Below are 22208 nucleotides of genomic sequence, written 5' to 3' on the forward strand. Positions count from 1 at the left end.
TTTCGAATTGTTTTTCTTTTCCCCATCTGATGCCCTCCATGCAACAAGATATTTTGGTCAATTGGTCGCCCCAAGAAACGCGGGTCGCTGTGGTCGAATTTGGCGCGGTTCAAGAGCTGCATGTCGAGCGCACGCTGGAACGCGGTTTGGTGGGGAATGTGTACCTGGGCAAAGTGGCCCGTGTTTTGCCCGGCATGCAATCGGCCTTCATCGACATTGGTCTCGACAAAGCAGCTTTTTTGCATGTGGCCGATGTTTGGCAAAAACACGCCGAAGGCGAGGCGGCCGCTGCCCGCACGGGCCAGCCGTTGGTGCCCATTGAAAAACAGGTGTTCGAAGGTCGCGCCATCATGGTGCAGGTGATCAAGGACCCCATGGGGACCAAGGGCGCCCGCCTGTCCACCCAGATCAGCATTGCAGGCCGGCATCTGGTCTTCTTGCCGCAAGACGACCACATCGGGGTGTCGCAAAAAATCCCCTCTGAGCAGCGCGATGCACTGCGCCAACGGGTGCAAGCTTTGGTCGGACCAGCCGGTGGAGGCTTCATTTTGCGCACCAACGCCGAAGACTCCAGCGACGAAGAGTTGCAAGACGACATCGCCTACCTGCGCAAGACCTGGACCCGCATCAAAGAGGCCTCTTTGCGGCGACCGCCCGCCTCCATCCTGCATCAGGACTTGACGCTGTTGCAGCGCGTGTTGCGCGACCTGGTGGGGGAGGCCACTCAAAGCATCCGCATCGATTCGCAGGAGCAATTTGCCAATCTGCAGGACTTTGGCCTCGAGTTCATGCCCAAAGCGGCCGAGCGACTGCAGCTCTACAAAGGTGAGCGCCCGATTTTTGACTTGTATGCCATCGACGAGGAAATCGCCAAGGCACTGGGCCGGCGGGTGGAACTGAAATCGGGCGGTTACCTGATCATTGACCAAACCGAGGCGCTGACCACGGTGGACGTGAACACGGGCGGTTATGTCGGTGCGCGCAATTTTGAAGACACGATTTTCAAAACCAATTTGGAGGCAGCCCAGGCCATGGCCCGGCAACTGCGCCTGCGCAACCTGGGCGGCATCATCATTGCCGACTTCATCGACATGACCCGCCCCGAGCACCAGGAGGCAGTGCTGACCGAGTTCCGCAAACAGCTGTCGCGTGACCGCGTTAAAACCATGGCGGGGGGCTTTTCGTCACTGGGCTTGCTGGAAATGACGCGCAAGCGCACCCGCGAATCTTTGGCCCACATGTTGTGCGAACCCTGCCCGAGTTGCCAGGGCAAGGGCATCGTCAAAACGCCCCGTTCGGTGGTGTACGACATCTTGCGCGAGATCCTGCGCGAAGCACGTCAGTTCAACCCGCGCGAGTTTCGCATCGTGGCCACGTCGGCGGTCATTGACTTGCTGCTGGACGAAGAAAGCCAGCATTTGGCAGGCTTGTCGGACTTCATTGCCAAGCCCATTTCACTCCAAGTCGAGGCCGCCTTGGGGCCTGAGCAATACGACATCGTGCTGCTTTAAGGCCACTCAGGCCTGCAGTTCAGGAGCCCATTCGCCTCGGTGGTGCAGTCGCGCATAAGCGCCACCGCGTGCCAGCAACTCGGCAGGCGCGCCTTGCTCGACAATGTGGCCGCGCTCCATCACGATGACCCGGTCAGCGTGCTCGATGGTGGACAGCCGGTGCGCCACGATCAAGGTCGTGCGGCCCTGCATCAGTTTTTGCAGGGCGTCCTGCACCAGCCGTTCGGATTCGTTGTCCAGTGCCGAGGTGGCTTCGTCCAGAATCAAAATCGGGGCATCCTTGTACAAGGCTCGGGCAATCGCAAGGCGCTGGCGCTGCCCCCCCGAAAGCTGGTTGGCGTTGTGGCCCAAATCGGTGTCCATGCCTTGGGGCAGAGTTTGCACATGGGACCACAAATTGGCCGCCTCCAGGCATTGCTGCACTTTGTCGCGGTCGGGCGTGTGGCCCAAGCTCACATTGGCCGCCAAGCTGTCGTTGAACATCACCACATCTTGACTGACCATGGCCAACTGGCTGCGTAAGCTGTCCAGCTGCCAAAGCGGCAGGGGCACGCCATCGAGCAGCACCAGGCCACTGGTTGGGTTCAAAAAGCGCGGCAACAGTTGGATGAGCGTGGTTTTGCCTGCCCCCGACGTGCCTACCAGGGCCACTGTTTCGCCGGGCGACACGCTCAGATGGATGTTCGCCAATGCGGGCGCAGCGTCCGGGTTGAACTGCACGGATACGTTCTGCCACTCTAGGGCGCCGTTTGACCGCTGCGTTTGGTGTTGGCCTTGGCTCTCTTCGGGCGCGTCGTGCATCAAGGCCAAACCACGCTCCAGCGCGGCCAGGCCCCGTGTGATGGGGTTGGCCACATCGGCCAGACGTTTGATGGGCGCGATCAGCATCAGCATGGCCGTGATGAAGGCCACAAAACTGCCCACGGTGGTTCCCGACCCGGCTTCGCGACTTTGCACCAGCGCGATCACCAGCACCAAGGACAGGGCAATCGCCGCCATGATTTGCGTCAGCGGTGTCATGGCGGCCGAGGCCACCGTGGATTTGAGGGCCAAACGCCGCAGTCGCTGCCCCAACGCATTGAATCGACCCATTTGTTGCGCCTGGGCCCCGTGCAAGCGCACCATGCGGTGGGCCAAGACGTTTTCTTCCACCACGTAGGCCAGATCGTCGGTGGCTTTCTGGCTTTCCTTGGTCAGCCCATACAGGCGACGAGACAGCACTTTCATGATCCAGCTGAGACCCGGGGCCACGGTGAACACCACCAGCGTGAGCTGCCAGTTTAGCCACATCAAATAGCCAATCAGGGCCAGCAGGGTGAAGCCGTCGCGGGTCAAGCCGATCAAGGCCGACACCAGCTGCGATGCCCCAATTTGCACTTCGTACACCACGGTGTTGGACAAGGCGCTGGCTGACTGGCGATTGAACAATGACAAATCGGCACGCACCAGTTTGGCAAACAAGTCGCTGCGCAGTTTTTCCATGCCGTCATTGGTCACACGCGCCAGCGCGTACTGCGCCACAAAGTGCGCCAGACCACGCAGGCCAAAAAGGCCAATGACCACCAGTGGAATGGACCACAGGGGCAAACTGTTTTCGGCGAAGCCGTTGTCCAGCAAAGGCTGGAACAGGGCAGGAATCAGGGGTTCGGTCAGGGCTGCAACCAAAGTAGCCCCAATGGCCAGCATCCAGACGCTGCGTTGACGCCAAAAATAGGGTTTCAGGCGCAACAAACGCTGGGCAATGCCAGGCTGTGGGGTGATGCCCGTGGGCGGTATGGGGGCAGTTTTGGCTTCAGACATGGATTTTGCTATTCTAAGAGGCCGGTCTGTCCCCATGTGCTCTGCAGCGCAGTCTTTGGCGCTTGAGTGCGAACATCGGCCAAAAAGAGGTCTTCACGGTGTACGATTAGCACTTTATTTAGTAACGCCCTGCTGTAGATGCACATGAACCTGTTTTGCACACCTGTCCGCCGTCTGGGTTCGCTGTCGATCTGGCTCTGGATGTTGTTGGCCGCCAGCAGCGCGCTGGCGCAGTTCCGTGTCGAGGTCACGGGCGTGGGTCTGACCCAATTGCCCGTGCTGGTGGCGCCTTTCAAGGGTGAAGTCCAGGCCGGCCAGAAGATGTCCCAGATTGTGCAAGCCGACTTGGCCCGCAGTGGCCAGTTCAAACCCTTGCCTGCAGAAAGTCTGGCGCTTGACGAAATGAGCCGACCAGACTGGTCGGCCCTGCGCCCCTTGTCGGCCGAGGCCTTGGTGGCCGGATCGGTCACGCGCCTGGCGAACGGCCGCTACGATGTTCGGGCCCGATTGTGGGACGCGGTCAAGGGACAGGAAAAGTCCGATTTCAAGGACAACGTCACAGCGGCTGATTTGCGATTGTCGGCCCACCGTGTGTCCGACTGGGTGTACCAGCAGCTGACGGGCACCCCTGGTGTGTTCACCTCGCGCATCAGCTATGTCACCAAATCCAGTGGCCGCTACAACCTGTGGATTGCCGATGCCGATGGGGAGGGCGCACGCTCTGCGCTCAGCAGTCCAGAACCGATCATTTCCCCCTCTTGGTCGCCCACGGGCACCCAACTGGCCTATGTGTCCTTTGAGTCACGCAAGCCGGTCGTGTATGTTCACGAATTGGCCAGCGGTCAGCGCCGGGTGGTGGCCAATTTCAAAGGCTCCAATAGCGCACCGACATGGGCCCCTGACGGTCGCTCGATTGTGGCCACGCTCAGCCGCGATGGTGGCTCGCAGCTTTATCGGGTGTCTTTGCAAGGCGGCGAGCCCCAGCGCCTGACTTCGGGCAACATCAACACCGAACCAGCTTTTTCGCCGGATGGCAATACCTTGTACTTTGTCAGTGACCGGGGCGGTAACCCCCAAATCTACAAAATGCCTGCACAAGGCGGTCCTGTCGACCGGGTGACTTTTTCAGGCAACTACAACATCTCACCTGCCATCAGCCCCGATGGTCGCTGGCTGGCCTATGTCTCTCGCTTGCCTGGCGGTTTTCGCTTGCACCTGATGGAGTTGGCCACAGGTCAGGCCACAGCGTTGACGGACACCAATGCCGATGAGCGGCCCAGTTTTGCCGCCAACAGCCGTTTACTGGTGTACGCCACGCAACAAGGCGGCGAAGCCTTGATGACCAGCACACTGGATGGTCGCATCAAAGCCCGCTTGGCTGTGCAAGGGGGCGACATCCGCGAGCCGCATTGGGGTCCGGTGCGTCCCTGAGTTCTGAATTTAAAATCTGTTTTTATCCATGAGGTTCAATATGAAAAAGCATTTCTGGTCGGTGTTGATGGTCTCGGTGGCCCTGGCGGGCTGCGCCTCGGGCGTCAAACTTGATGATGTGCCCGTGGAAGACAAATCGGCCACCAGCAAAGCCTCTGGCGCCAATGTGGCGGTGCAAACCATTGCTTCTGGTCAAGGAAGTGCCCAAACAGGCGTGGCTTCTGTGACGGCCAATCAAAGCGCGCCAGGCCAAGGCCCTGTGGGCATTGCCCATGTCGTGTTTTTTGATTACGACAGTTTTGTGCTTCGCCCAGAAGCGCGACCTGTGATCGCTTCGCATGCCCAGTTTTTGCAAGCCAACAAGCAACGCAAAGCCAATCTGGAAGGCCACACCGATGACCGAGGTGGCCGTGAATACAACCTGGCCTTGGGCCAAAAGCGTGCCGATGCGGTGCGCCAGGCGCTGAGCTTGCTTGGCGTGCCTGAATCTCAACTCGAGGCCGTCAGCTTTGGCAAGGAAAAGCCCTTGGCCAACGGCGCTTCTGAGGCCGACCAAGCGCAAAACCGCCGCGTTGAAATTCGTTATTGAGGTCTGACATGCAACACGTTCGATCGGTCTGGTGCAATGCTGCCATGGCGCTGACCCTTGGCTTGGCGGTTTTGTCCAGCCCAGCACAAGCGGCCTTGTTTGGCGGAGATGATGAAGCCCGTCGGGCCATCCTGGATTTGCGCCAGCGTCTGGAACAGTCTCAAAACGCCACCCGCGCCCTGATCGAGCAAAATGCCCAGTCTCAAAATCAGTCACAAAACCAAGCCATTGCCCAGTTGCGCAGTGCGCTGCTGGATTTGCAGGGCCAAATTGATCGCCTCAAATCGGAACTGGCGCAAAGCTTGGGTGCGCAAGAGCGCCTGGCACGCGACCTGACTGAATTGCAGTTGCGTCAAAAAGACGTGCTCAACACCGTCGACGACCGCTTGCGCCGCTTCGAGCCTGTACCCGTCACCATCGATGGCCGCGAGGTCATGGTTGACCCAGCTGAAAAAGCCGACCATGACAAAGCCATGGCGCTGTTTCGCCAGGCTGACTTTGCCGCCGCCCAAGGTGCACTGGAATCGTTTGTATTGCGTCATGGGGCCAGCGCTTATGTGCCCTCGGCCCTGTTCTGGCTGGGCAACGCTCAGTACGCCAACAAGGCTTACAAAGAATCGATGGCGAATTTCCAAAAACTGCTGAGAATGGCGCCGAATCACCCGCGTGCGGCCGAGTCCATGCTGGCCATCTCCAATGTTCAAATTGAACTCAAGGACATGAAGGCGGCGCTTAATACGCTGGAAGATTTGATTGCCGCCTATCCTCAGGCCGAAACGGCAGGCACCGCCCGCGAGCGCCTGAGTCGCCTGCGCTGACACCGGATGGTTTTGTATTCTGCGGATGAAGTCCAGCAGTTGGTCTTCCTGGTTCAAGGGCCTAGCTTCGCCTTATCGCTGTTGGCGGGTATCTTGGTTCATCGGGGGCACTTTTGCACCATGGGGGCCATCAGCGATTGGGTAGTGATGCGCGACGCCACTCGGTTGCGGCAATGGGCACTGGCTGTGGCGGTGGCTACGGCCGGTTTCGGCCTGATGGCCTGGCTGGGCTGGATCAGTCCGCTGAGCACCATTTACGCCTCTTCTCAATTGGCCTGGCTGTCGGCGCTTTTGGGTGGCGCTATGTTCGGTATCGGCATGGTGCTGGCGTCGGGCTGCAGCAGCAAATCCTTGGTTCGTCTGGCGGCGGGCAACCTCAAATCCCTGGTGGTCTTGCTGGCCATGGCGGTCTCTGCGCTGGCGGCCATGCGGGGTTTAACGGCGGTGTGGCGGGTGCACGGGTTGGACACTGTGGCCATTCACTTACCCTACGGCCCTTTTGTCGGTCAGTGGATCTCTGCTTTTTTGGCGCTGGACCTGCGAACGGGCTTGGGCATCAGCGCGGCGTTGGTGTCCTTGCTTTTGCTGGGGTGGGTCGTCATAGATCGCCGTTTCCACACGGTGTTCAACTGGGCCACGGGTGCAGGTCTTGGATTGCTGGTGGTGGCACTGTGGTGGGTCAGTGGTGTCATGGGTTATGTGCCTGAACACCCGGAAACCCTGGAGCCGGTGTTCCTTGCCACCCACAGCGGCCGCATGGAAGCGTTCAGCTTCACAGCCCCTGTAGGTTATTGGCTCGATGCCCTGCTTTATTACAGCGACGGCAGCAAACGGCTGACCCTGGGCATGGTCACGGTGGTCGGTGTTTTGGTGGGTGCTTGTTTGAGCGCATTGCAGCAAGGCAGCTTTCGTTGGGAGGGCTTCACCCACCGAGCCGATTTGGTGCGCCATTTGGTCGGTGGCGCACTCATGGGCACAGGCGGCGTTCTGGCCATGGGGTGCACCTTGGGTCAGGGCCTGAGTGGGCTGTCGACTTTGAGCCTGGGGAGCCTGCTGTCGGTGATGGGCATTTTTGCAGGGGCCTGGGCCGCTTTGCTTTGGCAAATGCGCCAGTCCTGAGCGTTCACATTCGCGCGTCGCCTTCACTTCATTTTTTGCACGACCAGTCCATGAGCCAGATGCCACAGACGGAAACAGACGACGACAACACTCGCCGGTTCGGCGGTCTTCAACGCCTGTATGGCGTGGCCGGTGCGCGGCGCATTAGGCAAGCGCATGTCGTGGTGGTGGGGATCGGTGGCGTGGGCTCTTGGGTGGCAGAAGCTCTGGCCCGCAGCGGCGTGGCGCGTTTGACCCTGATCGACATGGACCACATTTCAGAGTCCAACATCAACCGACAAATCCACGCGCTCAGCAACACCACTGGCCAATCCAAAGTGCTGGCCATGCAAGAACGCATTGCTCTGATTCATCCGCAATGCCAAGTCGATGCAGTTGACGATTTTGTGAGCCCTGAGAACTGGCCTGCGCTGTTGTCCTGCATGCCCGATGCACTGATTGACGCCTGTGACCAAGTCAAGGCCAAAGTGAGCCTGGCGCAATGGGCACTGAGTGAAGGCGTGGGCTTTATCACTGTGGGGGCTGCTGGTGGTAAGCGCCTAGCGCACAAGGTCGATGTTGACGACCTGTCTCGCGTCACCCACGACCCTTTGCTGGCGCAGTTGAGATACCGGTTGCGCAAACACCATGGTGCCGCCAGGGGCGACAAACGCATGGGCGTTCAAGGCGTCTTTAGCCGCGAAGCCGTGGCCCCGCCAGATGCTTCATGCGCCTTGGAAAGCGACGGCTCGCTCAACTGCCACGGCTACGGATCGGTGGTCAGTGTGACGGCCACCTTTGGCATGTGCGCGGCTTCAGAAATATTGAATTTTTTAGCGACCGGCCCAGAGGGGGTCAAAAAATAACGCTATAATTTAAGACTTGCCAAAGTGCACAGCGCCTAAGCAAAGGGACCATAGCTCAGTTGGTAGAGCAGCGGACTTTTAATCCGTTTGTCGTGGGTTCGACCCCCGCTGGTCCCACCATTATCAAAGTGAAAACACCCTGTACGAAAGTGCTGGGTGTTTTTTTGTCCGTGCTGCAACACTAAAACACTCTGCGAGCACTTTGAATTCCACGCTGTCGTTCGTCGTTGCTAAATGTCTCGCCAGCAACGCACACCCAAAAACACACCGCAGCACCTCACACCTCAAAACACAGCACAGGTGTTGGCGTTGCTGCCCACAGCAAACCCACAGCACATTCATTTGCGTGATGGCGAAGTGGTGCTTTACAGACGCAGCCGCAGCCTGCTGTATCAATGCCGCTACAAACTTGCTGATGGCACTTGGTATCGCCAAACAACAGGCAAAGCCAGCATAGAACACGCCGTTGCCGTTGCCTGTGATTTGTATGACGAAGCCAAGTACAGACAGCGGCTGGGTTTAGCACACCAAACACACACGTTCGCACAAATTGCGGCGGTTACGTTGGCAGAACTGCGAGTGAAAATTGACGCCAGCACTGGCAGAACTGCTTACAGCGACTACGTGGGCTGTATTGAGAAATATTTTTTGCCCTACTTCAAAGACAAGCGGCTGGAAGAATTGACGCACACAGACATCGTTGAATTTGAATTGTGGCGGGACAGGCAGATGCGACGCCGACCCAAAGCAAGTGCGTTGATGAACTACGCCAGTGCTTGGAACAAGTTGTTGTCTGTTGCGGTGTCGCGTGGCTACATCAGCGAACGTGTGCCAGTGCCAAAACTGACGACAAAGGGCGAGAAGGGCACAACACGCCCAGCGTTTAGCGAAGAAGAAATTACTCAGTTGTTAGCGTTTATGGAAACGTGGCAGCACGAGGCTTGCGAGCAGTGGAAAAAGAAATGCGTTCCCTGCTGCGTGACTACATTGAAATGTTGCTGCTAACGGGAATGCGGTACGGCACAGAAGCAATGGGCATCTGCTGGCGGCACTTGGAATGGCACACGGATAAAGGTGTGCGCTACCTGGGTATATGGGCAGATGGCAAAACAGGGGGGCGTTGGCTCATTGCCAAGCTCCGTGTGGTGGCAGTGTTGGAACGCTTACACGCAAGACAACGAGACATCTGTGACTTGTCGTTTGAAACGACATTCGCATAGCGGGTGCCCCACAAGTTGTTCAGGTTCAGTGACGGCTATCAACCGCCAAGCCTGAACGGCACATTCAGGCGGCTGATGCGTGACACAGGTTTGCTGAAGAACGAGGATGGGCAGAACAGAACCTTGTATTCGTTGCGTCACACCTACGCCACATTTGAACTCTTGCAGAATGGCACGGACATACATACACTCAGCAAACATATGGGCAACTCTGCGGCAATGATTGAGCGGCACTACTCAAAGTTGACGGCAACGATTGATAAACAATATTAATTTAATTATGAATTGCAACAAAATTCTTTCTATTTCACTTTTTTTGATGCTCGCAATCTCAAGCGCGCAATCCCAAGAGGTACAACTTGAACTACCAGTAGGAGTTCAAAGTCAAGTTTCGTTGCAAATTAAACTGCCAAATGAAACAGGCAAGTGCAATATAGAGATCACTGTGCCCGGGCTAGCAAAATTTGAACGAGAGGTAAATGCGCCAAATTTTCAGACCTTGGTGGAATTTACGCCGCCAGCAGAAGGATCTTTTCCAATTGAATGGAGAGGAAAATTAAAAAAGCGTGGTCTAAATTCAGTACTTGGTTGTGATGGTGCTGGCAAGGTAATGGTCGTAGGCAAGGTAATGGTTGTAGGCAAGCCTAGTACATCTGATATTGCAGCAAAGTGGAATGATTACTTTTCCAAATCAAATCCCGAAGCTGTTGAATGCGTGAGGATGGGTTTAGAAATAAATCAAGTACTGTTTGAGTCTGCTGATCCATCTGCGAAACTTGTAGCCCCGAATGACTCATTAGTTAAACCAATATTCGAAAAATGCGATTCGTTTTTTCGTCAAAAACAACCACAGCAAAATTACGCTTGCACAATTCCAGGCGGAATTAAAACATTTTGTAACGAACTCTATGCAGAACGAGGTTCTGATGGAAAGTTGAGTGCAATCTCGAAATTGGAGGCAATCAAACTTCATTTTAACGGCAGAGAATGGATGCTTGCACACACAGAGACCGGAGAAGCAAAGGCAACCCGATTAAAATCGGAAGAAGACAGCAAAAAACAGCAGGAAGCTGATGCAGCTAAAAGGACAGCAGAAGCTAATTCGAAACGATTGAAAGCTGAAGAAGAAAACAAAAAAATGCAGATAGCTGATGCAGCTAAGAGTAAAGCCCTTTCATCTGAACAAAAATCTAAGCCGGCTTCTTCCGAACCAGACATTTTGAAAGAAGAAAAAGCGATGAGAGCCTACAATATAGGTATATGTCTTGGCGCCGCTGGCATTGCTATGCAAAGATTTGGCGATAACGAAACATACGATAAATATATGAATAAATTTAGGTCCGCTTTTACAAATTACGAAAAATTTATCGTTGAACCTTGTAAATCCAAAATGACTGAAGCTTGCTTTAATAAACTGCCAGAAGAATCAAGATTTTATTTTAATGGCATTACAACGTCGCGAACAGAGTTGAATTCTCCTAAGCCTGTAACAATTCTTAGCTCTAATCGGATAGGGACAGACAGGACAACACTGATAGCTGCAATAGCAGGCTATTGCGATGCTGAAGCCGAAAGTAAGCTCACTTCAACAACTTCATCCGAACCCAAGCCAGCGGATGTTGATATGTTTTGTAGCGGGTTACTTTTCAGAGCTTCTGGGCTTATAAATTCTGGTTTGTCTCCATACAGGGGAGAGGCTCTAAATCAATTAACGCAGCTGTCGGCGCATCTAGAAAGATCAGCAAATCTTCTTATGCAAAGGGGTGTTGTTCGTAATGGATCCGCTGATAGCGCAAATGCTGGTGTGTCGGTAGCTAACAACGTTATTGGGAGAAATATCAATGGCCTTATTCAAAGTGGTTCGGATCCGCACAAGTCAGTGATGGGGTGTTTAAAAAGACTTCAATAGTAAGTAATATTCTGTTGCTTTTTTTTAAGGCTTTGCAAGGGCGAAAGTGAATTTTCAATTTTGCGAACAGAGTTGAATTCTCCTAAGCCTGTAACAATTCTTAGCTCTAATCGGATAGGGACAGATAGAAGAACACTGATAGTTGCAATAGCAGGCTATTGCAACCAATAAAGGATTTTGATAATGAACTATATTATTTTTTCGAGTTTGGCTATTTTGGTTGGTATTTTAATTTTTACTTCTGCATTTATTCGAATAAAGTACCTTAATAAAGTATATGATTATAGCAATAAGGGTTGGGGTGAAAATCCAGATGCACTTATAAGTAAGTTACATCGTTGGTCGAAAAAAATCGCAGCTGCATTTTTTATATTAATTTCAGTTATCATATTCCCATTAAATTTAGTTATTTTTCTACCGGATGAATTGGAGGCGATAGAGTATGGTGTATCTGGTGATGAACTTAAAAAATTAAAATTGGAACACAAAAAATTAGCCGATTCAGATTTTATCGATTTTGTAGAAAGTTATTTAAAATTTGGGCAATCAAATGCCATCGAACACACATCAGCTCGTAAATATAATATTGCAGTTGATAATTTCGTAGAAGCTCGTAAATTAAATATTGCAAATTATAACGATTTGTCGAAGTATAAAGAGGCAGTAGAGCAACGTGAGCGAGAGAAAAAAATAGCTTTCGAAGCCGAAAAAAAGCGTAATGCTGAAGCCGAAAAGAAGAGAAATTCATCAAGTAATTACTCATATAGCTCCAGTACATCATCATCCTTTACTCGAGAGGATCCACGAAATGTTTATATATATTGCGTGACTGGCCAGCGTTCTATATGTTACACGACACCTGCTGAGTGTGAAGCACAAAAGGTATATTATGGCGGGCAATGTAAATCTGCTGCCTGTGGCACGGCCGAAACAGTACTCAATACAAGTCAGTGCGCACTTAAAGGTTATAAGTGATTGCCTGAAAATTTCTGTATAATTTCATCAGAAAGGATTATTTAATGACAAGATGATTTTAATACTTCCTCAATCTTTAATAATTACATTTTGCATTTTGCGAACAACTCTTGAATTAATAAAATAAGGAATTTCAAATGAATGCTGTTGCGAAAAATTTTATTTTCATACCAATCTTTTTATTTGTACTTAGCGCACAAACAATCGCTCAAACACCTAAACCAAAACCCACGCTTTTATCGTGTGATGTTAATGTTGATTGTAAAAATAAAGATGATGCAGTGATGAAAATGCGTATGAGCTGGATGCAGATAAATGCTTCAAGTGATCCTTCCGTCAAAGCCTATGCAGAAGCTTGTTTTGAAGCTTTGCAAACAGTTCAAAAAAATACTTTTCGTATGCCTAAACAAGACCTACCTACTTTTCTAAAAATGTGCAATATAGGTCTTCAGCGAATGCAATAATTAATTTTTCATTTAAAAATGTTAAAATTTTTAATTATTATTACGTTATTGTAGTAATAGTCAGTTTCGATGCGAATCCGAATAAATTGAAAAAGACTATTTAAGATTGAAAAAGCTCGCTCAATGGCCGGCTTTTTCTATTGTGTCGTTCAAAACCTTGCATTTTGGATTTCATATACTTCAGTTTACAACGCAGTCATGGTGGCTTCTTCGAGCAAAGAAGTTATCGTCAGCCAGCGCTCCTCCAAGGTCGCCACTTCGTCGGCCAAGGCTTTGAGACGGCGGCCCGCGTCCGCCATTTCGGCGGGTGATACAGGGGTGGTCAGGAGCGCTTCCAATCGGTTTTTCTCGACTTCGATGCTGGCCATGCGCTCCTCGTTTTGTTCCAGTTCGCGCTTGAGTGGGCGGGTTTGTGCGGCCAGTTGCTGGCGTTTTTGGGCGTCGAGTTTGCGCTGCTCGGCGCTGTTCAGGCCGGGAGTGCCGGTCTGCATGACGGCCGCGCTTGATCCCTTGGCTGCAACAACGGCAACGGCTGCTGCGGGTGTAGTTGCAGGTGAAGCACTCGAAGGGCTTGGGTCTTTGCGCGGCATGATGGCGGTTGCCGCTGGAGCCGGTGCCGTCGTCGTAGTGACCACAGCATCGCGAGCTGAATTTTTGGCTTCTTCACGCAGGCGTTTGGACTCTTCCAGCAGGTACTTTTGGTAATCGTCCAAGTCGCCGTCAAACGGCTCGACCTTGCCCCGGCCAACCATCCAGAATTCGTCACACACCGCACGCAGCAAGGCGCGGTCGTGGCTGACCAGCATGACGGTGCCTTCGAACTCGTTGAGCGCCATCGACAGGGCTTCGCGCGTTGCCAGATCCAGGTGGTTGGTGGGCTCGTCCAGCAGCAGCAAGTTGGGCCGTTGCCACACGATCATGGCCAGCACCAAGCGGGCTTTTTCGCCGCCGCTCATGGAGCCCACGGACTGCTTGACCATGTCGCCACTGAAGTTGAAGGTGCCCAGGTAGTTGCGCAGGTCCTGCTCGCGGCTGGGCTCGTTGCTGCCCAGCTCTTTGGCCAGGCGAATCATGTGTTCCAGCGGGTTGTCGTTCGGGTGAAGCACATCGAGTTCTTGCTGCGCAAAGTAGCCTATGTTCAGGCCCTTGCCCTCGGTTAGTGTGCCGGCCAGCAGCGGCATGGTGCGGGCAATCGTCTTGACCAGCGTCGATTTACCTTGACCGTTGGCACCCAAAATACCAATGCGCTGGCCCGCCAACACCGATTTGCTGACGCCTTGCAAGATGGCTTTGGGCTCCTCGTCGACGGTGTAGCCAAAACTCGAATCGCTGATGGCTAGCATCGGGTTGGGCAGGTTGTTGGGTTCTTTGAAGCCAAAGGTGAATTCGGCATCGGCCAGCAGCGGTGCCACTTTCTCCATGCGCTCGAGCGCCTTGACACGGCTTTGCGCCTGTTTGGCTTTGCTGGCCTGGGCTTTGAAGCGGGTGATGAACTTTTGCAGGTGGGCGATTTTGTCTTGCTGCTTAGAAAACGAAGCTTGTTGCAGCTCCATCTGTTGGGCACGCAGGATTTCAAAGCCGCTGTAGTTGCTGCCGTAGCGGGTGAGTTTGGCGTGGTCGATGTGCAAGGTGACATCGGTCACGGCATCCAGAAACTCGCGGTCATGGCTGATCACGATCATCGTGCCGGCGTAGCGCTGTAGCCAGGCTTCCAGCCAGACCAGGGCGTCCAAGTCCAAGTGGTTGGTGGGCTCGTCCAAGATGAGAATGTCAGACGGGCACATCAGCGCGCGAGCCAACTGCAAGCGTATCCGCCAGCCGCCCGAAAAGCTGTTGACGGGGTTGTTGAGCTCGTCCACCCGAAAACCCAGGCCCAAAATCAGGGCTTCTGCGCGGGGCATGGCGTCGTGGTCACCGGCATCGGCCAAGTCGGTGTAAACGTGAGCCATTTCCATGCCGTCGCCACTGGCTTCGGCCACCACCAGACGCTGGCGCAACTCGGCCAATCGGGTGTCACCTTCCAACACAAAGTCAGCGGCGGCTTGGTCGGTCTCGGGCATGTTTTGTGCCACTTGGCCCATGCGCCACTGGCGCGGCATTTCAAAGTCGCCGCCGTCCTCGGTCAAGCTGCCGTTGAACAACGCAAACAAGGTGGATTTGCCCGCCCCGTTGCGCCCAACCAGACCGACTTTTTCTCCGGGGTTGAGGGTGACTGAGGCTTTGTCCAGCAGCACCTTGGTGCCTCGGCGGAGGGTGACGTTTTTAAGATTGATCATGAAAAGCAGTATCCGGAACAGACGCCGGTATGGGGAGCAGGGTCAGTTTGGAGGGACTGACCTCTAAAAGCACAACCCGCCATTTTCGCCGATGTGCATGACGGTGAGATGGCGCGTTGAAAATTAGGTCGTTTCCCAGGCCACCAGGACGGGCCTTTACAAGCAGAGCAGGGCTCCGCGGGAGATCAGCAGCACCTGATCGTCGCCAGCGCTGGTGTCCAGCCAAGCGACTTCAAGTTCGGGGAAAGCAGCGATGAAATGGTCCACCTCGTTGCCGATTTCCAGCACCAGCAACGCTTGCTCGCTCATGCGCGAAGGTGCTTCCTTGAACAGTTGCCGCACAAAGTCCATGCCGTCCGCGCCGCCTGCCAGCGCAAGCTCGGGCTCGGCGCGGTATTCCGCGGGCAGGGCGTCCATTCTGGCTTGACACACATAAGGCGGGTTGCACAGGATCAGGTCAAACGGGCCCGGCAATGCACTCAGGCCGTCGCTGTTGATCAGTTGGACGCGCGCTTGCAAGTCGTGACGCTTTACATTGATGGCGGCCACGGCCAGTGCATCATCCGAAATGTCTGCCCCGGAAACTTGCATCTCGGGCCAAGCCAGTGCCGCCAGCACGGCCAGGCTGCCGTTACCGGTGCACAGGTCCAGCACGCGGGTGGTCTGGTTGCTCAGCCAGGCGTCGATCGTGCCGTCGGCCAGCACTTCGGCGATCAGGCTGCGCGGCACGATGGCACGCTCGTCGATGTAAAACGACACGCCCTGCAACCAGGCTTCTTGCGTCAAGTAGGCGGCGGGCTTGCGTGTGGCGATGCGTTCTTCGATCAGCGCAGCGCAAGCCATTTGCTGCTCGGGCGTCACAGCTTGTTCGGCCACATCGTCCAAGTCGGTGTCCAGCGGCAAGCCCAGACGCCAGAGCACCAGCCAGACGGCTTCGTCAAAGGCGCTCTGTGTGCCGTGGCCGAAAGCCACACCCGCTTGTGTGAGCCGCTCGGAAGATGCCTCGATCAACACCGACAGGGTCAAGGCGCTCATGCGGACAGGCCCGCGTTGAGGTGTTCCAGCGTGCGGCGGTAGATGGCTTTGAGCGGCGCGATGTCACTCAGCGCCACATGCTCGTTGACCTTGTGGATGGTCGCGTTGGGCGGACCGAATTCGATGACTTGTGGGCAAATCTGCGCGATGAAGCGGCCGTCGCTGGTGCCGCCGGTGGTGGACAGCTCGGTGGTCAGGCCGGTTTCGTCGGTGATGGCTTGTTGAATGGCTTTGACCAAGCTGCCCGGTGTGGTCAAAAACGGCAAGCCGCCAATCGTCCAGTTCAGTTCGTATCTCAAACCATGTCGGTCCAGCACGGCTGCCAAGCGCTGCTGCAGGCTCTCGGGGGTGGATTCAGTGCAAAAGCGAAAATTGAAATCCACCACGCAGTCACCGGGGATCACGTTGCTCGCGCCCGTGCCCGCGTGGATGTTGCTCACCTGCCAACTGGTGGGCGGGAAGAAGGCATTGCCTTCGTCCCAGCGGATGGCCACCAGTTCGGCCAGCGCCGGGGCCAGGCGGTGGATGGGGTTGTCGGCCAGATGCGGGTAGGCAATGTGGCCTTGTACGCCGTGCACAGTCAGCTTGCCGCTCATGGTGCCGCGCCTACCGTTTTTGATCATGTCGCCCGTATGCTGCACCGAGGTGGGTTCGCCCACGATGCAAAACTGAGGCGCATCGCCACGGGCTTGGAGCGCTTTGCACACCACCACCGTGCCGTCGAGCGCTGGGCCCTCTTCATCGCTGGTCAGCAAAAAGGCTAGCCCCAGAGCCGGGTTGGGATTGGCGGCCAAAAACTCTTGCACCGCGACCACCATGGCCGCCAGCGAGGTTTTCATGTCGCTCGCACCTCGCCCAAACAACTTACCGTCTTTGTGGGTGGGCGTGAAGGGGTCGCTGTCCCATTGCGTGAGTGGCCCGGTAGGCACCACGTCGGTGTGACCTGCAAAGGCCAGAGTCTGGCCCGAGCTGCCAGCCCGCTTGGCCCAAAGGTTGCGCACACGGAAAGTGTCCGGTCCTGAGTCCATGAATTCGCAGACAAAGTGCAGCGGCTTTAGTGCGTCGGCGATCAGGTCGAGACAACCGGCGTCATCCGGGGTGACGGAGGGCTTGGAAATGAGCTGTTCGGCCAGTCGCAGGGTGTTGTGGCAGGTCGTGTTCATGGCTTGGAGGGATTGAGGAGATAGGTGCCGGGTCAAATCCGACATGACAGTGGGCTGATCTGAAGCTTGTCACACGGGGCTTGACCCAGGGTCCATTTTTTGGGGATGGGCACGCACAAAGCGCGCAATGCGCTCAGCCGCTTCCAGGCACTCGGCGGTCTCAGCCACCAGCGCCATGCGGATGCGGCCCTGACCCGGGTTGCTGCCGTTGAAGTCACGCGCCAGGTAGCTGCCGGGCAGCACCGTGACGCTTTCTGCACCATACAGCGCCTTGGCAAATGCGGCGTCATCACCCTGCCAGCCCGCAGGCACACCGGCCCACAGGTAAAAACTGGCGTCCGGCAGTTTCACATCCAGCACGTCGGCCAGCACGGGTGTGACCTGGGCGAACTTGGTGCGGTACTGGTTGCGGTTGTCAACTACATGGGCTTCGTCGCCCCAAGCGGCCACGCTGGCAGCTTGCACCACCGGACTCATCGCGCTTCCGTGGTAAGTGCGGTACAGCAAAAACTGCTTGATGATGGCCGCGTCGCCCGCCACAAAACCGCTGCGTAGGCCGGGCACATTGCTGCGTTTGCTCAGGCTGGTGAAGGCGATCAAGCGCTTGAAGTCGGTACGGCCCAGCTGGTGGGCGGCTTCCAGGCCACCCAAAGGGGCTTTCTCGCGAAAGTAAATCTCGCTGTAACACTCGTCCGATGCGATGACGAAACCGTATTGATCAGAAAGGGCAAACAGCTTTTCCCATTCGCTTAGCGGCATGACCGCGCCCGTGGGGTTGCCGGGTGAGCAAACGAACACCAGCTGCGTGCGCGCCCAGACGGCGGCAGGCACACTGTCCCAGTCGTTGGCAAAGTTGCGCGCTGGGTCGCTGGGCACGTAATACGGGGTGGCGCCCGACAGCAAGGCCGCGCCTTCGTAGATTTGATAAAACGGGTTGGGACTGACCACGGTGGCGCCCGGGCGGGTCGGGTCGATCACGGTCTGCGTCAGGGCAAACAGGGCTTCGCGCGAGCCGTTTATGGGCAGGACTTGCGTGGCCGGGTCCAGAGTCAAGTCATAACGGGTTTTGAGCCAAGCCGCACAAGCCCTGCGCAGGGCAGGTTCGCCCGCCGTGGCGGGGTAGGCCGACAAACCGGTAGCGACCGCCGTTTTGAGCGACGCTTGAATGAAAGCTGGTGTGGCGTGCTTGGGCTCGCCGATGCCCAAGCTGATGGGCTTCAAGGCGGTGTTGGGCGTGACGCTCGCGAACAGCTGTTTCAGTCGTTCGAATGGGTAGGGTTGCAACTTGGCAAGAAGAGGGTTCATGCCCAGATTATCCGGGATGCAGCAGGCTTGTTGGGCGACGTGTTTGTCCGAACGCAGGCATTCCGGGGGGATTGCGCCCACCAGCCATGGCAAGGCTAGCCTGCCGGTTTTTCCACCATCCCTGTCGGGTAACATTGAACCTTTGCACTGAGTTGGCCGTTTGGGCTGGCCCTTTTAGCTGATCCAACACCTATCCGAAAACAAACCTAACCGCTGTGCGCCTCAATTCCATCAAGCTTTCGGGCTTCAAATCGTTCGCTGAACCGACCAACTTCCTGCTGCCCGGGCAGTTGGTGGGCGTGGTCGGGCCCAACGGCTGTGGCAAATCCAACATCATGGACGCGGTGCGCTGGGTGTTGGGCGAGTCCAAGGCTTCCGAGCTGCGTGGTGAATCCATGCAGGACGTCATTTTCAACGGCACCAACACCCGCAAACCCGCCAGTCGCGCCAGCGTGGAGTTGGTATTTGACAATGCCGACCACCGCGCCGGGGGCCAGTGGGGCCAATTTGCCGAGATCGCGGTCAAGCGTGTGTTGACCCGTGACGGCAACAGCAGCTACTACATCAATAATCAACCGGTGCGCCGCCGCGATGTGCAAGACGTGTTTTTGGGCACTGGCTTGGGTCCACGCGCTTACGCCATCATTGGCCAAGGCACCATTAGCCGCATCATCGAGTCGCGACCGGAGGAGCTGCGCTTGTTTCTCGAAGAAGCTGCAGGCGTGTCCAAGTACAAAGAGCGCCGCCGTGAGACCGAAAACCGCCTGTCGGACACCCGCGAAAACTTGACCCGGGTCGATGACATCCTGCGCGAGCTGAACGCCAATCTGGAAAAGTTGGAAAAGCAGGCCGAAGTGGCCCAGCGTTACAACAACCTGCAGGCCGACAGCACGCTCAAGCAGCACCAGTTGTGGTTCTTGAAGCGACGCGACGCTGAGGCCGACCAAGGCCGCATGAAGTCGGACGTTGACCATGCGGTCAATGCGCTGGAATCGCGCATGGCCGATTTGAGGCACGTCGAGGCCGACCTGGAAACCATCCGCCAAGCGCATTACGCCGCAGGTGACGAGGTCAACCAAGCCCAAGGCAAACTGTACGAAGCCAGTGCCGAGGTCGGAAAGCTCGAAGCCGAAATCCGGTTCGTGGTCGAAGGCCGCCAACGCGCAGAGCAGCGCCTGCAGCAATTGGTGGAGCAAACTGCGCAATGGGGCACCCGCAGCCAAGACGCGCAAGCCGAGCTGGAAACCCTGGCCCAGCAAGCGGCCACTGCCGAAGACCAGAGCATGACGCTGGCAGCGCAAGTTGAAGACCAAGCCATGGCCTTGCCCGACTTGGAAGAAGCCCTCCTTAAAGCGCAAAACGACGCAAATAGCCAGCGCGCCACGGTGGTACAGGTCCAGCAGCAAATTGGAGTGCTCGCCGCAGACCAGCGCAACGTCGAAGAACAATCGCGTCAGCAGGACAACCGCCGCGAACGGTTGCTGACCGACCGCAACGCTTTGGCCGCGCCCGATGAAGCACGCCTGCAGCAGTTGCAAGAACAGCTGGCCGAGGCTGAAGCCCTCTCTGCTGAATCGGAAGCCCGGCTGCAAGACCTGCAAGAACAGGTGCCCGCCTTGGACGAAGACCGCCGCACCCGCCAATCCGCCGTGAACACTGAGTCGTCCCGCTTGGCCGACCTGAGCGCCCGCATCGAGGCCCTCAAAGCCCTGCAAGAGAAGGTGCGTACAGACGGCAAACTCAAGCCTTGGCTGGCCAAGCACGGCATGGAGGGCCTGGAAGGCCTGTGGAGCCGCATCCACATCGAGCCCGGCTGGGAAAACGCCCTTGAATCTGCTCTGCGTGAGCGCTTGTCGGCGCTAGAAGTGTCACGCCTGGACATGGTGCGCGCATTTGCCAATGACGCGCCGCCCGCTAAATTGAGCTTTTTCAGCCCGCCTTTGGCGGCGAAGGCCGCGCCGCGCAGCGGCATGCCCTCGGGGTGCAAGCCCTTAGCGGACTTTTTGCGTGTGCATGATGCTGGGCTTTCGGCCCTGCTGGCAGACTGGTTGCAAGGCTGCTATACGGCTCCCAACATCGACGACGCGCTGGCTTGGCGCAGTCAATTGCACTCGGGTGAAACCCTGTTGGTGCAAGCCGGTCATTCGGTTCAACTCAACAGCGTGGTTTTCTATGCGCCAGACTCCGAGCAAGCCGGTTTGTTAGGCCGTGCCCAGGAAATCGAGAATCTGGAAAAGCAGCTGCGCGCCCAGACCCTGATTTCGGAAGAAAGCCGCAGCGCGTTGGTGCGGGCCGAAGCGGCTTACGCCGATGCCTCGCAACGACTGATTACCGTTCGCCGCGAAGCCAGCGAAAGCCAATCGCGCACGCACGAGCTGCAGGTCGAGACCCTTCGCTTGTCGCAGTTGGTGGCCCAAACCCGGGCCCGTAGCGCTCAAATCAACAACGACTTGGCCGAAGTCGAGATCTTGCTGGACGAGTTGCAAGAGCGCCGTGTGACGGCCGAAGCCCGCTTTGAAGAGCTGGACATGCAGCTGGCCGACACGCAAGAGCGCCACGCCCAGCTGGACGAACGCGTGATCGAGTCCGAACGCAAGCTGGCCGAATGCCGCGAACAGCAGCGCAGCCTGGAGCGTCGGGCGCAAGAAGCTCAGTTCTCCCAGCGCAGCCTGGACGCCCGCCGCGCGGAATTGCAGCGCACCATTGGGACCGCGCAGCAGCAAGTGGCCAGCATTGACGCCGAAATGCAGCGCGCCCGCGACGAACTCAGCCGCTTGACCGATGCAGCCGCCCAAGCCGGTTTGCAAAATGTGCTGGCCATCAAGCTCGAGCGCGAGCAAGCCCTGGCCGCACGGCGCAGCGCCTACGACGACCTGACATCTAAACTACGCGCCAGTGATGAGCGCCGGGTGAGCTTCGAGCGCGAACTCGACCCCCTGCGTCAACGCATCACCGACTTGCAGCTCAAGGAACAAGCGGCCCGTTTGGGTCTGGAGCAATACACCCAGCTGCTTGCCGATGCACAGGCCGATTTGGAGGCTGTGGCCGCTTCGATTGAAACCGGCCAGGTGCGCGTGACGGGTTTGCAGGGTGAGATCGACCGTATTCACCGCGAAATTACCGCCCTGGGCCCAGTCAACTTGGCTGCTCTCGAAGAGCTGTCCACTTCGCGTGAGCGCAAGACCTTCCTGGATGCCCAGTGTGCCGACCTCACCGACGCCATGAACACGTTGGAAGATGCCATCCGCAAGATCGACGCCGAAACCCGCGAATTGCTGGGCGGCACTTTCAAGATCGTCAATGAGCACTTCAGCCGCATGTTCCCTGAGTTGTTTGGCGGCGGTAATGCGCGTTTGGTCATGACCGGGGACGAAATTTTGGACGCCGGTGTGCAGGTGCTGGCCCAGCCGCCGGGCAAGAAAAACCAGACCATCCATTTGCTGTCGGGTGGCGAAAAAGCTCTCGCGGCCATTGCACTGGTGTTTGCGATTTTTCAACTCAATCCCGCACCGTTTTGCTTGCTCGACGAGGTGGACGCGCCGCTGGACGACGCCAACACTGAACGCTATACCAAGCTGGTCAAGGGCATGGGCAAAGAGACCCAGTTCCTGTTTATCAGCCACAACAAGATCGCCATGGAAATGGCCGAGCAGTTGATCGGCGTGACCATGCAGGAGCAGGGCGTGTCACGCATCGTGGCTGTGGACATGGAGTCTGCAGTCTCATTGGCCGACGTGGCCTGAGGAAG

The 22208-nt window shown here is 56.4% G+C and carries 16 protein-coding genes and 1 tRNA gene; 12 read left to right on the top strand and 5 right to left on the bottom strand.

Annotation, left to right across the window (positions count from 1 at the left end; genetic code table 11):
• Positions 1 to 38 precede the first annotated feature (38 nt).
• Positions 39 to 1511 (top strand): ribonuclease G, encoded by a 1473-nt coding sequence (gene rng, locus B9Z49_RS11975; RefSeq protein ID WP_108353780.1) that lies wholly within the window; start codon positions 39 to 41, stop codon positions 1509 to 1511.
• A 6-nt stretch (positions 1512 to 1517) separates the two neighbouring features.
• On the opposite strand, the gene msbA is transcribed toward rng, so the two are convergent.
• Positions 1518 to 3311: a lipid A export permease/ATP-binding protein MsbA gene (msbA, locus tag B9Z49_RS11980; protein ID WP_108353678.1), complete on the bottom strand. Its 1794-nt coding sequence runs from the start codon at positions 3309 to 3311 to the stop codon at positions 1518 to 1520.
• A 201-nt stretch (positions 3312 to 3512) separates the two neighbouring features.
• Between msbA and tolB the strand changes: the two genes are divergently transcribed.
• The 10 genes from tolB to B9Z49_RS21600 all read left to right on the top strand — a co-directional run bounded on the left by tolB (position 3513) and on the right by B9Z49_RS21600 (position 12681).
• Positions 3513 to 4742: a Tol-Pal system beta propeller repeat protein TolB gene (gene tolB / locus B9Z49_RS11985; RefSeq protein ID WP_233254611.1), complete on the top strand. Its 1230-nt coding sequence runs from the start codon at positions 3513 to 3515 to the stop codon at positions 4740 to 4742.
• 40 nt (positions 4743 to 4782) lie between these two features.
• Complete coding sequence (gene pal / locus B9Z49_RS11990; protein ID WP_108353679.1) at positions 4783 to 5331, top strand: peptidoglycan-associated lipoprotein Pal; 549 nt, start codon at positions 4783 to 4785, stop codon at positions 5329 to 5331.
• Positions 5332 to 5339: 8 nt separating this feature from the next.
• On the top strand, positions 5340 to 6149 hold the full coding sequence (locus tag B9Z49_RS11995) for a tetratricopeptide repeat protein (RefSeq protein ID WP_108353680.1): 810 nt from the start codon (positions 5340 to 5342) through the stop codon (positions 6147 to 6149).
• Between the two features lie 6 nt (positions 6150 to 6155).
• Positions 6156 to 7268, top strand: coding sequence for a YeeE/YedE family protein (locus B9Z49_RS12000; protein WP_108353681.1), 1113 nt, complete (start codon positions 6156 to 6158; stop codon positions 7266 to 7268).
• Between the two features lie 50 nt (positions 7269 to 7318).
• Entirely contained in the window at positions 7319 to 8113 is a 795-nt protein-coding gene (locus tag B9Z49_RS12005; protein WP_108353682.1) for a ThiF family adenylyltransferase, read from the top strand.
• Between the two features lie 44 nt (positions 8114 to 8157).
• Positions 8158 to 8233: transfer RNA gene (locus B9Z49_RS12010), tRNA-Lys, on the top strand.
• 114 nt (positions 8234 to 8347) lie between these two features.
• On the top strand, positions 8348 to 9118 hold the full coding sequence (locus B9Z49_RS22250; RefSeq protein WP_233254606.1) for a hypothetical protein: 771 nt from the start codon (positions 8348 to 8350) through the stop codon (positions 9116 to 9118).
• A 495-nt stretch (positions 9119 to 9613) separates the two neighbouring features.
• Entirely contained in the window at positions 9614 to 11242 is a 1629-nt protein-coding gene (locus B9Z49_RS21590; protein ID WP_146188522.1) for a hypothetical protein, read from the top strand.
• 183 nt (positions 11243 to 11425) lie between these two features.
• Positions 11426 to 12217 (top strand): hypothetical protein, encoded by a 792-nt coding sequence (locus B9Z49_RS21595; RefSeq protein WP_146188523.1) that lies wholly within the window; start codon positions 11426 to 11428, stop codon positions 12215 to 12217.
• 137 nt (positions 12218 to 12354) lie between these two features.
• On the top strand, positions 12355 to 12681 hold the full coding sequence (locus B9Z49_RS21600; protein ID WP_146188524.1) for a hypothetical protein: 327 nt from the start codon (positions 12355 to 12357) through the stop codon (positions 12679 to 12681).
• A 185-nt stretch (positions 12682 to 12866) separates the two neighbouring features.
• Here B9Z49_RS21600 and B9Z49_RS12020 read toward each other — a convergent pair whose 3' ends face one another.
• From B9Z49_RS12020 to dapC, 4 genes are all read right to left on the bottom strand, one after another.
• Positions 12867 to 14957, bottom strand: a complete 2091-nt coding sequence (locus B9Z49_RS12020; protein ID WP_108353683.1) for an ABC-F family ATP-binding cassette domain-containing protein — start codon at positions 14955 to 14957, stop codon at positions 12867 to 12869.
• Positions 14958 to 15113: 156 nt separating this feature from the next.
• Positions 15114 to 15992, bottom strand: a complete 879-nt coding sequence (prmB, locus tag B9Z49_RS12025; RefSeq protein WP_108353684.1) for a 50S ribosomal protein L3 N(5)-glutamine methyltransferase — start codon at positions 15990 to 15992, stop codon at positions 15114 to 15116.
• Complete coding sequence (gene dapE, locus B9Z49_RS12030; RefSeq protein ID WP_108353685.1) at positions 15989 to 17155, bottom strand: succinyl-diaminopimelate desuccinylase; 1167 nt, start codon at positions 17153 to 17155, stop codon at positions 15989 to 15991. The genes prmB and dapE overlap by 4 nt, the downstream gene beginning before the upstream one ends.
• A 69-nt stretch (positions 17156 to 17224) precedes the next feature.
• On the bottom strand, positions 17225 to 18460 hold the full coding sequence (gene dapC, locus B9Z49_RS12035) for a succinyldiaminopimelate transaminase (protein ID WP_108353686.1): 1236 nt from the start codon (positions 18458 to 18460) through the stop codon (positions 17225 to 17227).
• Positions 18461 to 18675: 215 nt separating this feature from the next.
• On the opposite strand from dapC, the gene smc reads away from it, so the two are divergent.
• The gene (smc, locus tag B9Z49_RS12040; RefSeq protein WP_108353687.1) at positions 18676 to 22203 is read left to right on the top strand and encodes a chromosome segregation protein SMC; all 3528 of its coding nucleotides are present in this window, start codon (positions 18676 to 18678) and stop codon (positions 22201 to 22203) included.
• Positions 22204 to 22208: the final 5 nt, after the last annotated feature.

It is taken from the genome of Limnohabitans sp. 2KL-51, assembly GCF_003063645.1.
Taxonomy (GTDB): Bacteria; Pseudomonadota; Gammaproteobacteria; order Burkholderiales; family Burkholderiaceae_C; genus Limnohabitans_A.

Bases quoted from the DNA above. Each gene is read 5' to 3' on its own strand.
- B9Z49_RS12005 (WP_108353682.1), top strand. From the start codon at position 7,319: ATGAGCCAGATGCCACAGACGGAAACAGACGACGACAACACTCGCCGG.
- B9Z49_RS12020 (WP_108353683.1), bottom strand. From the start codon at position 14,957: ATGATCAATCTTAAAAACGTCACCCTCCGCCGAGGCACCAAGGTGCTG.
- prmB (WP_108353684.1), bottom strand. From the start codon at position 15,992: ATGAGCGCCTTGACCCTGTCGGTGTTGATCGAGGCATCTTCCGAGCGG.
- rng (WP_108353780.1), top strand. From the start codon at position 39: ATGCAACAAGATATTTTGGTCAATTGGTCGCCCCAAGAAACGCGGGTC.
- B9Z49_RS21600 (WP_146188524.1), top strand. From the start codon at position 12,355: ATGAATGCTGTTGCGAAAAATTTTATTTTCATACCAATCTTTTTATTT.
- B9Z49_RS12000 (WP_108353681.1), top strand. From the start codon at position 6,156: ATGGTTTTGTATTCTGCGGATGAAGTCCAGCAGTTGGTCTTCCTGGTT.
- msbA (WP_108353678.1), bottom strand. From the start codon at position 3,311: ATGTCTGAAGCCAAAACTGCCCCCATACCGCCCACGGGCATCACCCCA.
- B9Z49_RS21590 (WP_146188522.1), top strand. From the start codon at position 9,614: ATGAATTGCAACAAAATTCTTTCTATTTCACTTTTTTTGATGCTCGCA.
- B9Z49_RS22250 (WP_233254606.1), top strand. From the start codon at position 8,348: ATGTCTCGCCAGCAACGCACACCCAAAAACACACCGCAGCACCTCACA.
- B9Z49_RS11995 (WP_108353680.1), top strand. From the start codon at position 5,340: ATGCAACACGTTCGATCGGTCTGGTGCAATGCTGCCATGGCGCTGACC.
- B9Z49_RS21595 (WP_146188523.1), top strand. From the start codon at position 11,426: ATGAACTATATTATTTTTTCGAGTTTGGCTATTTTGGTTGGTATTTTA.
- dapC (WP_108353686.1), bottom strand. From the start codon at position 18,460: ATGAACCCTCTTCTTGCCAAGTTGCAACCCTACCCATTCGAACGACTG.
- dapE (WP_108353685.1), bottom strand. From the start codon at position 17,155: ATGAACACGACCTGCCACAACACCCTGCGACTGGCCGAACAGCTCATT.
- tolB (WP_233254611.1), top strand. From the start codon at position 3,513: ATGTTGTTGGCCGCCAGCAGCGCGCTGGCGCAGTTCCGTGTCGAGGTC.
- pal (WP_108353679.1), top strand. From the start codon at position 4,783: ATGAAAAAGCATTTCTGGTCGGTGTTGATGGTCTCGGTGGCCCTGGCG.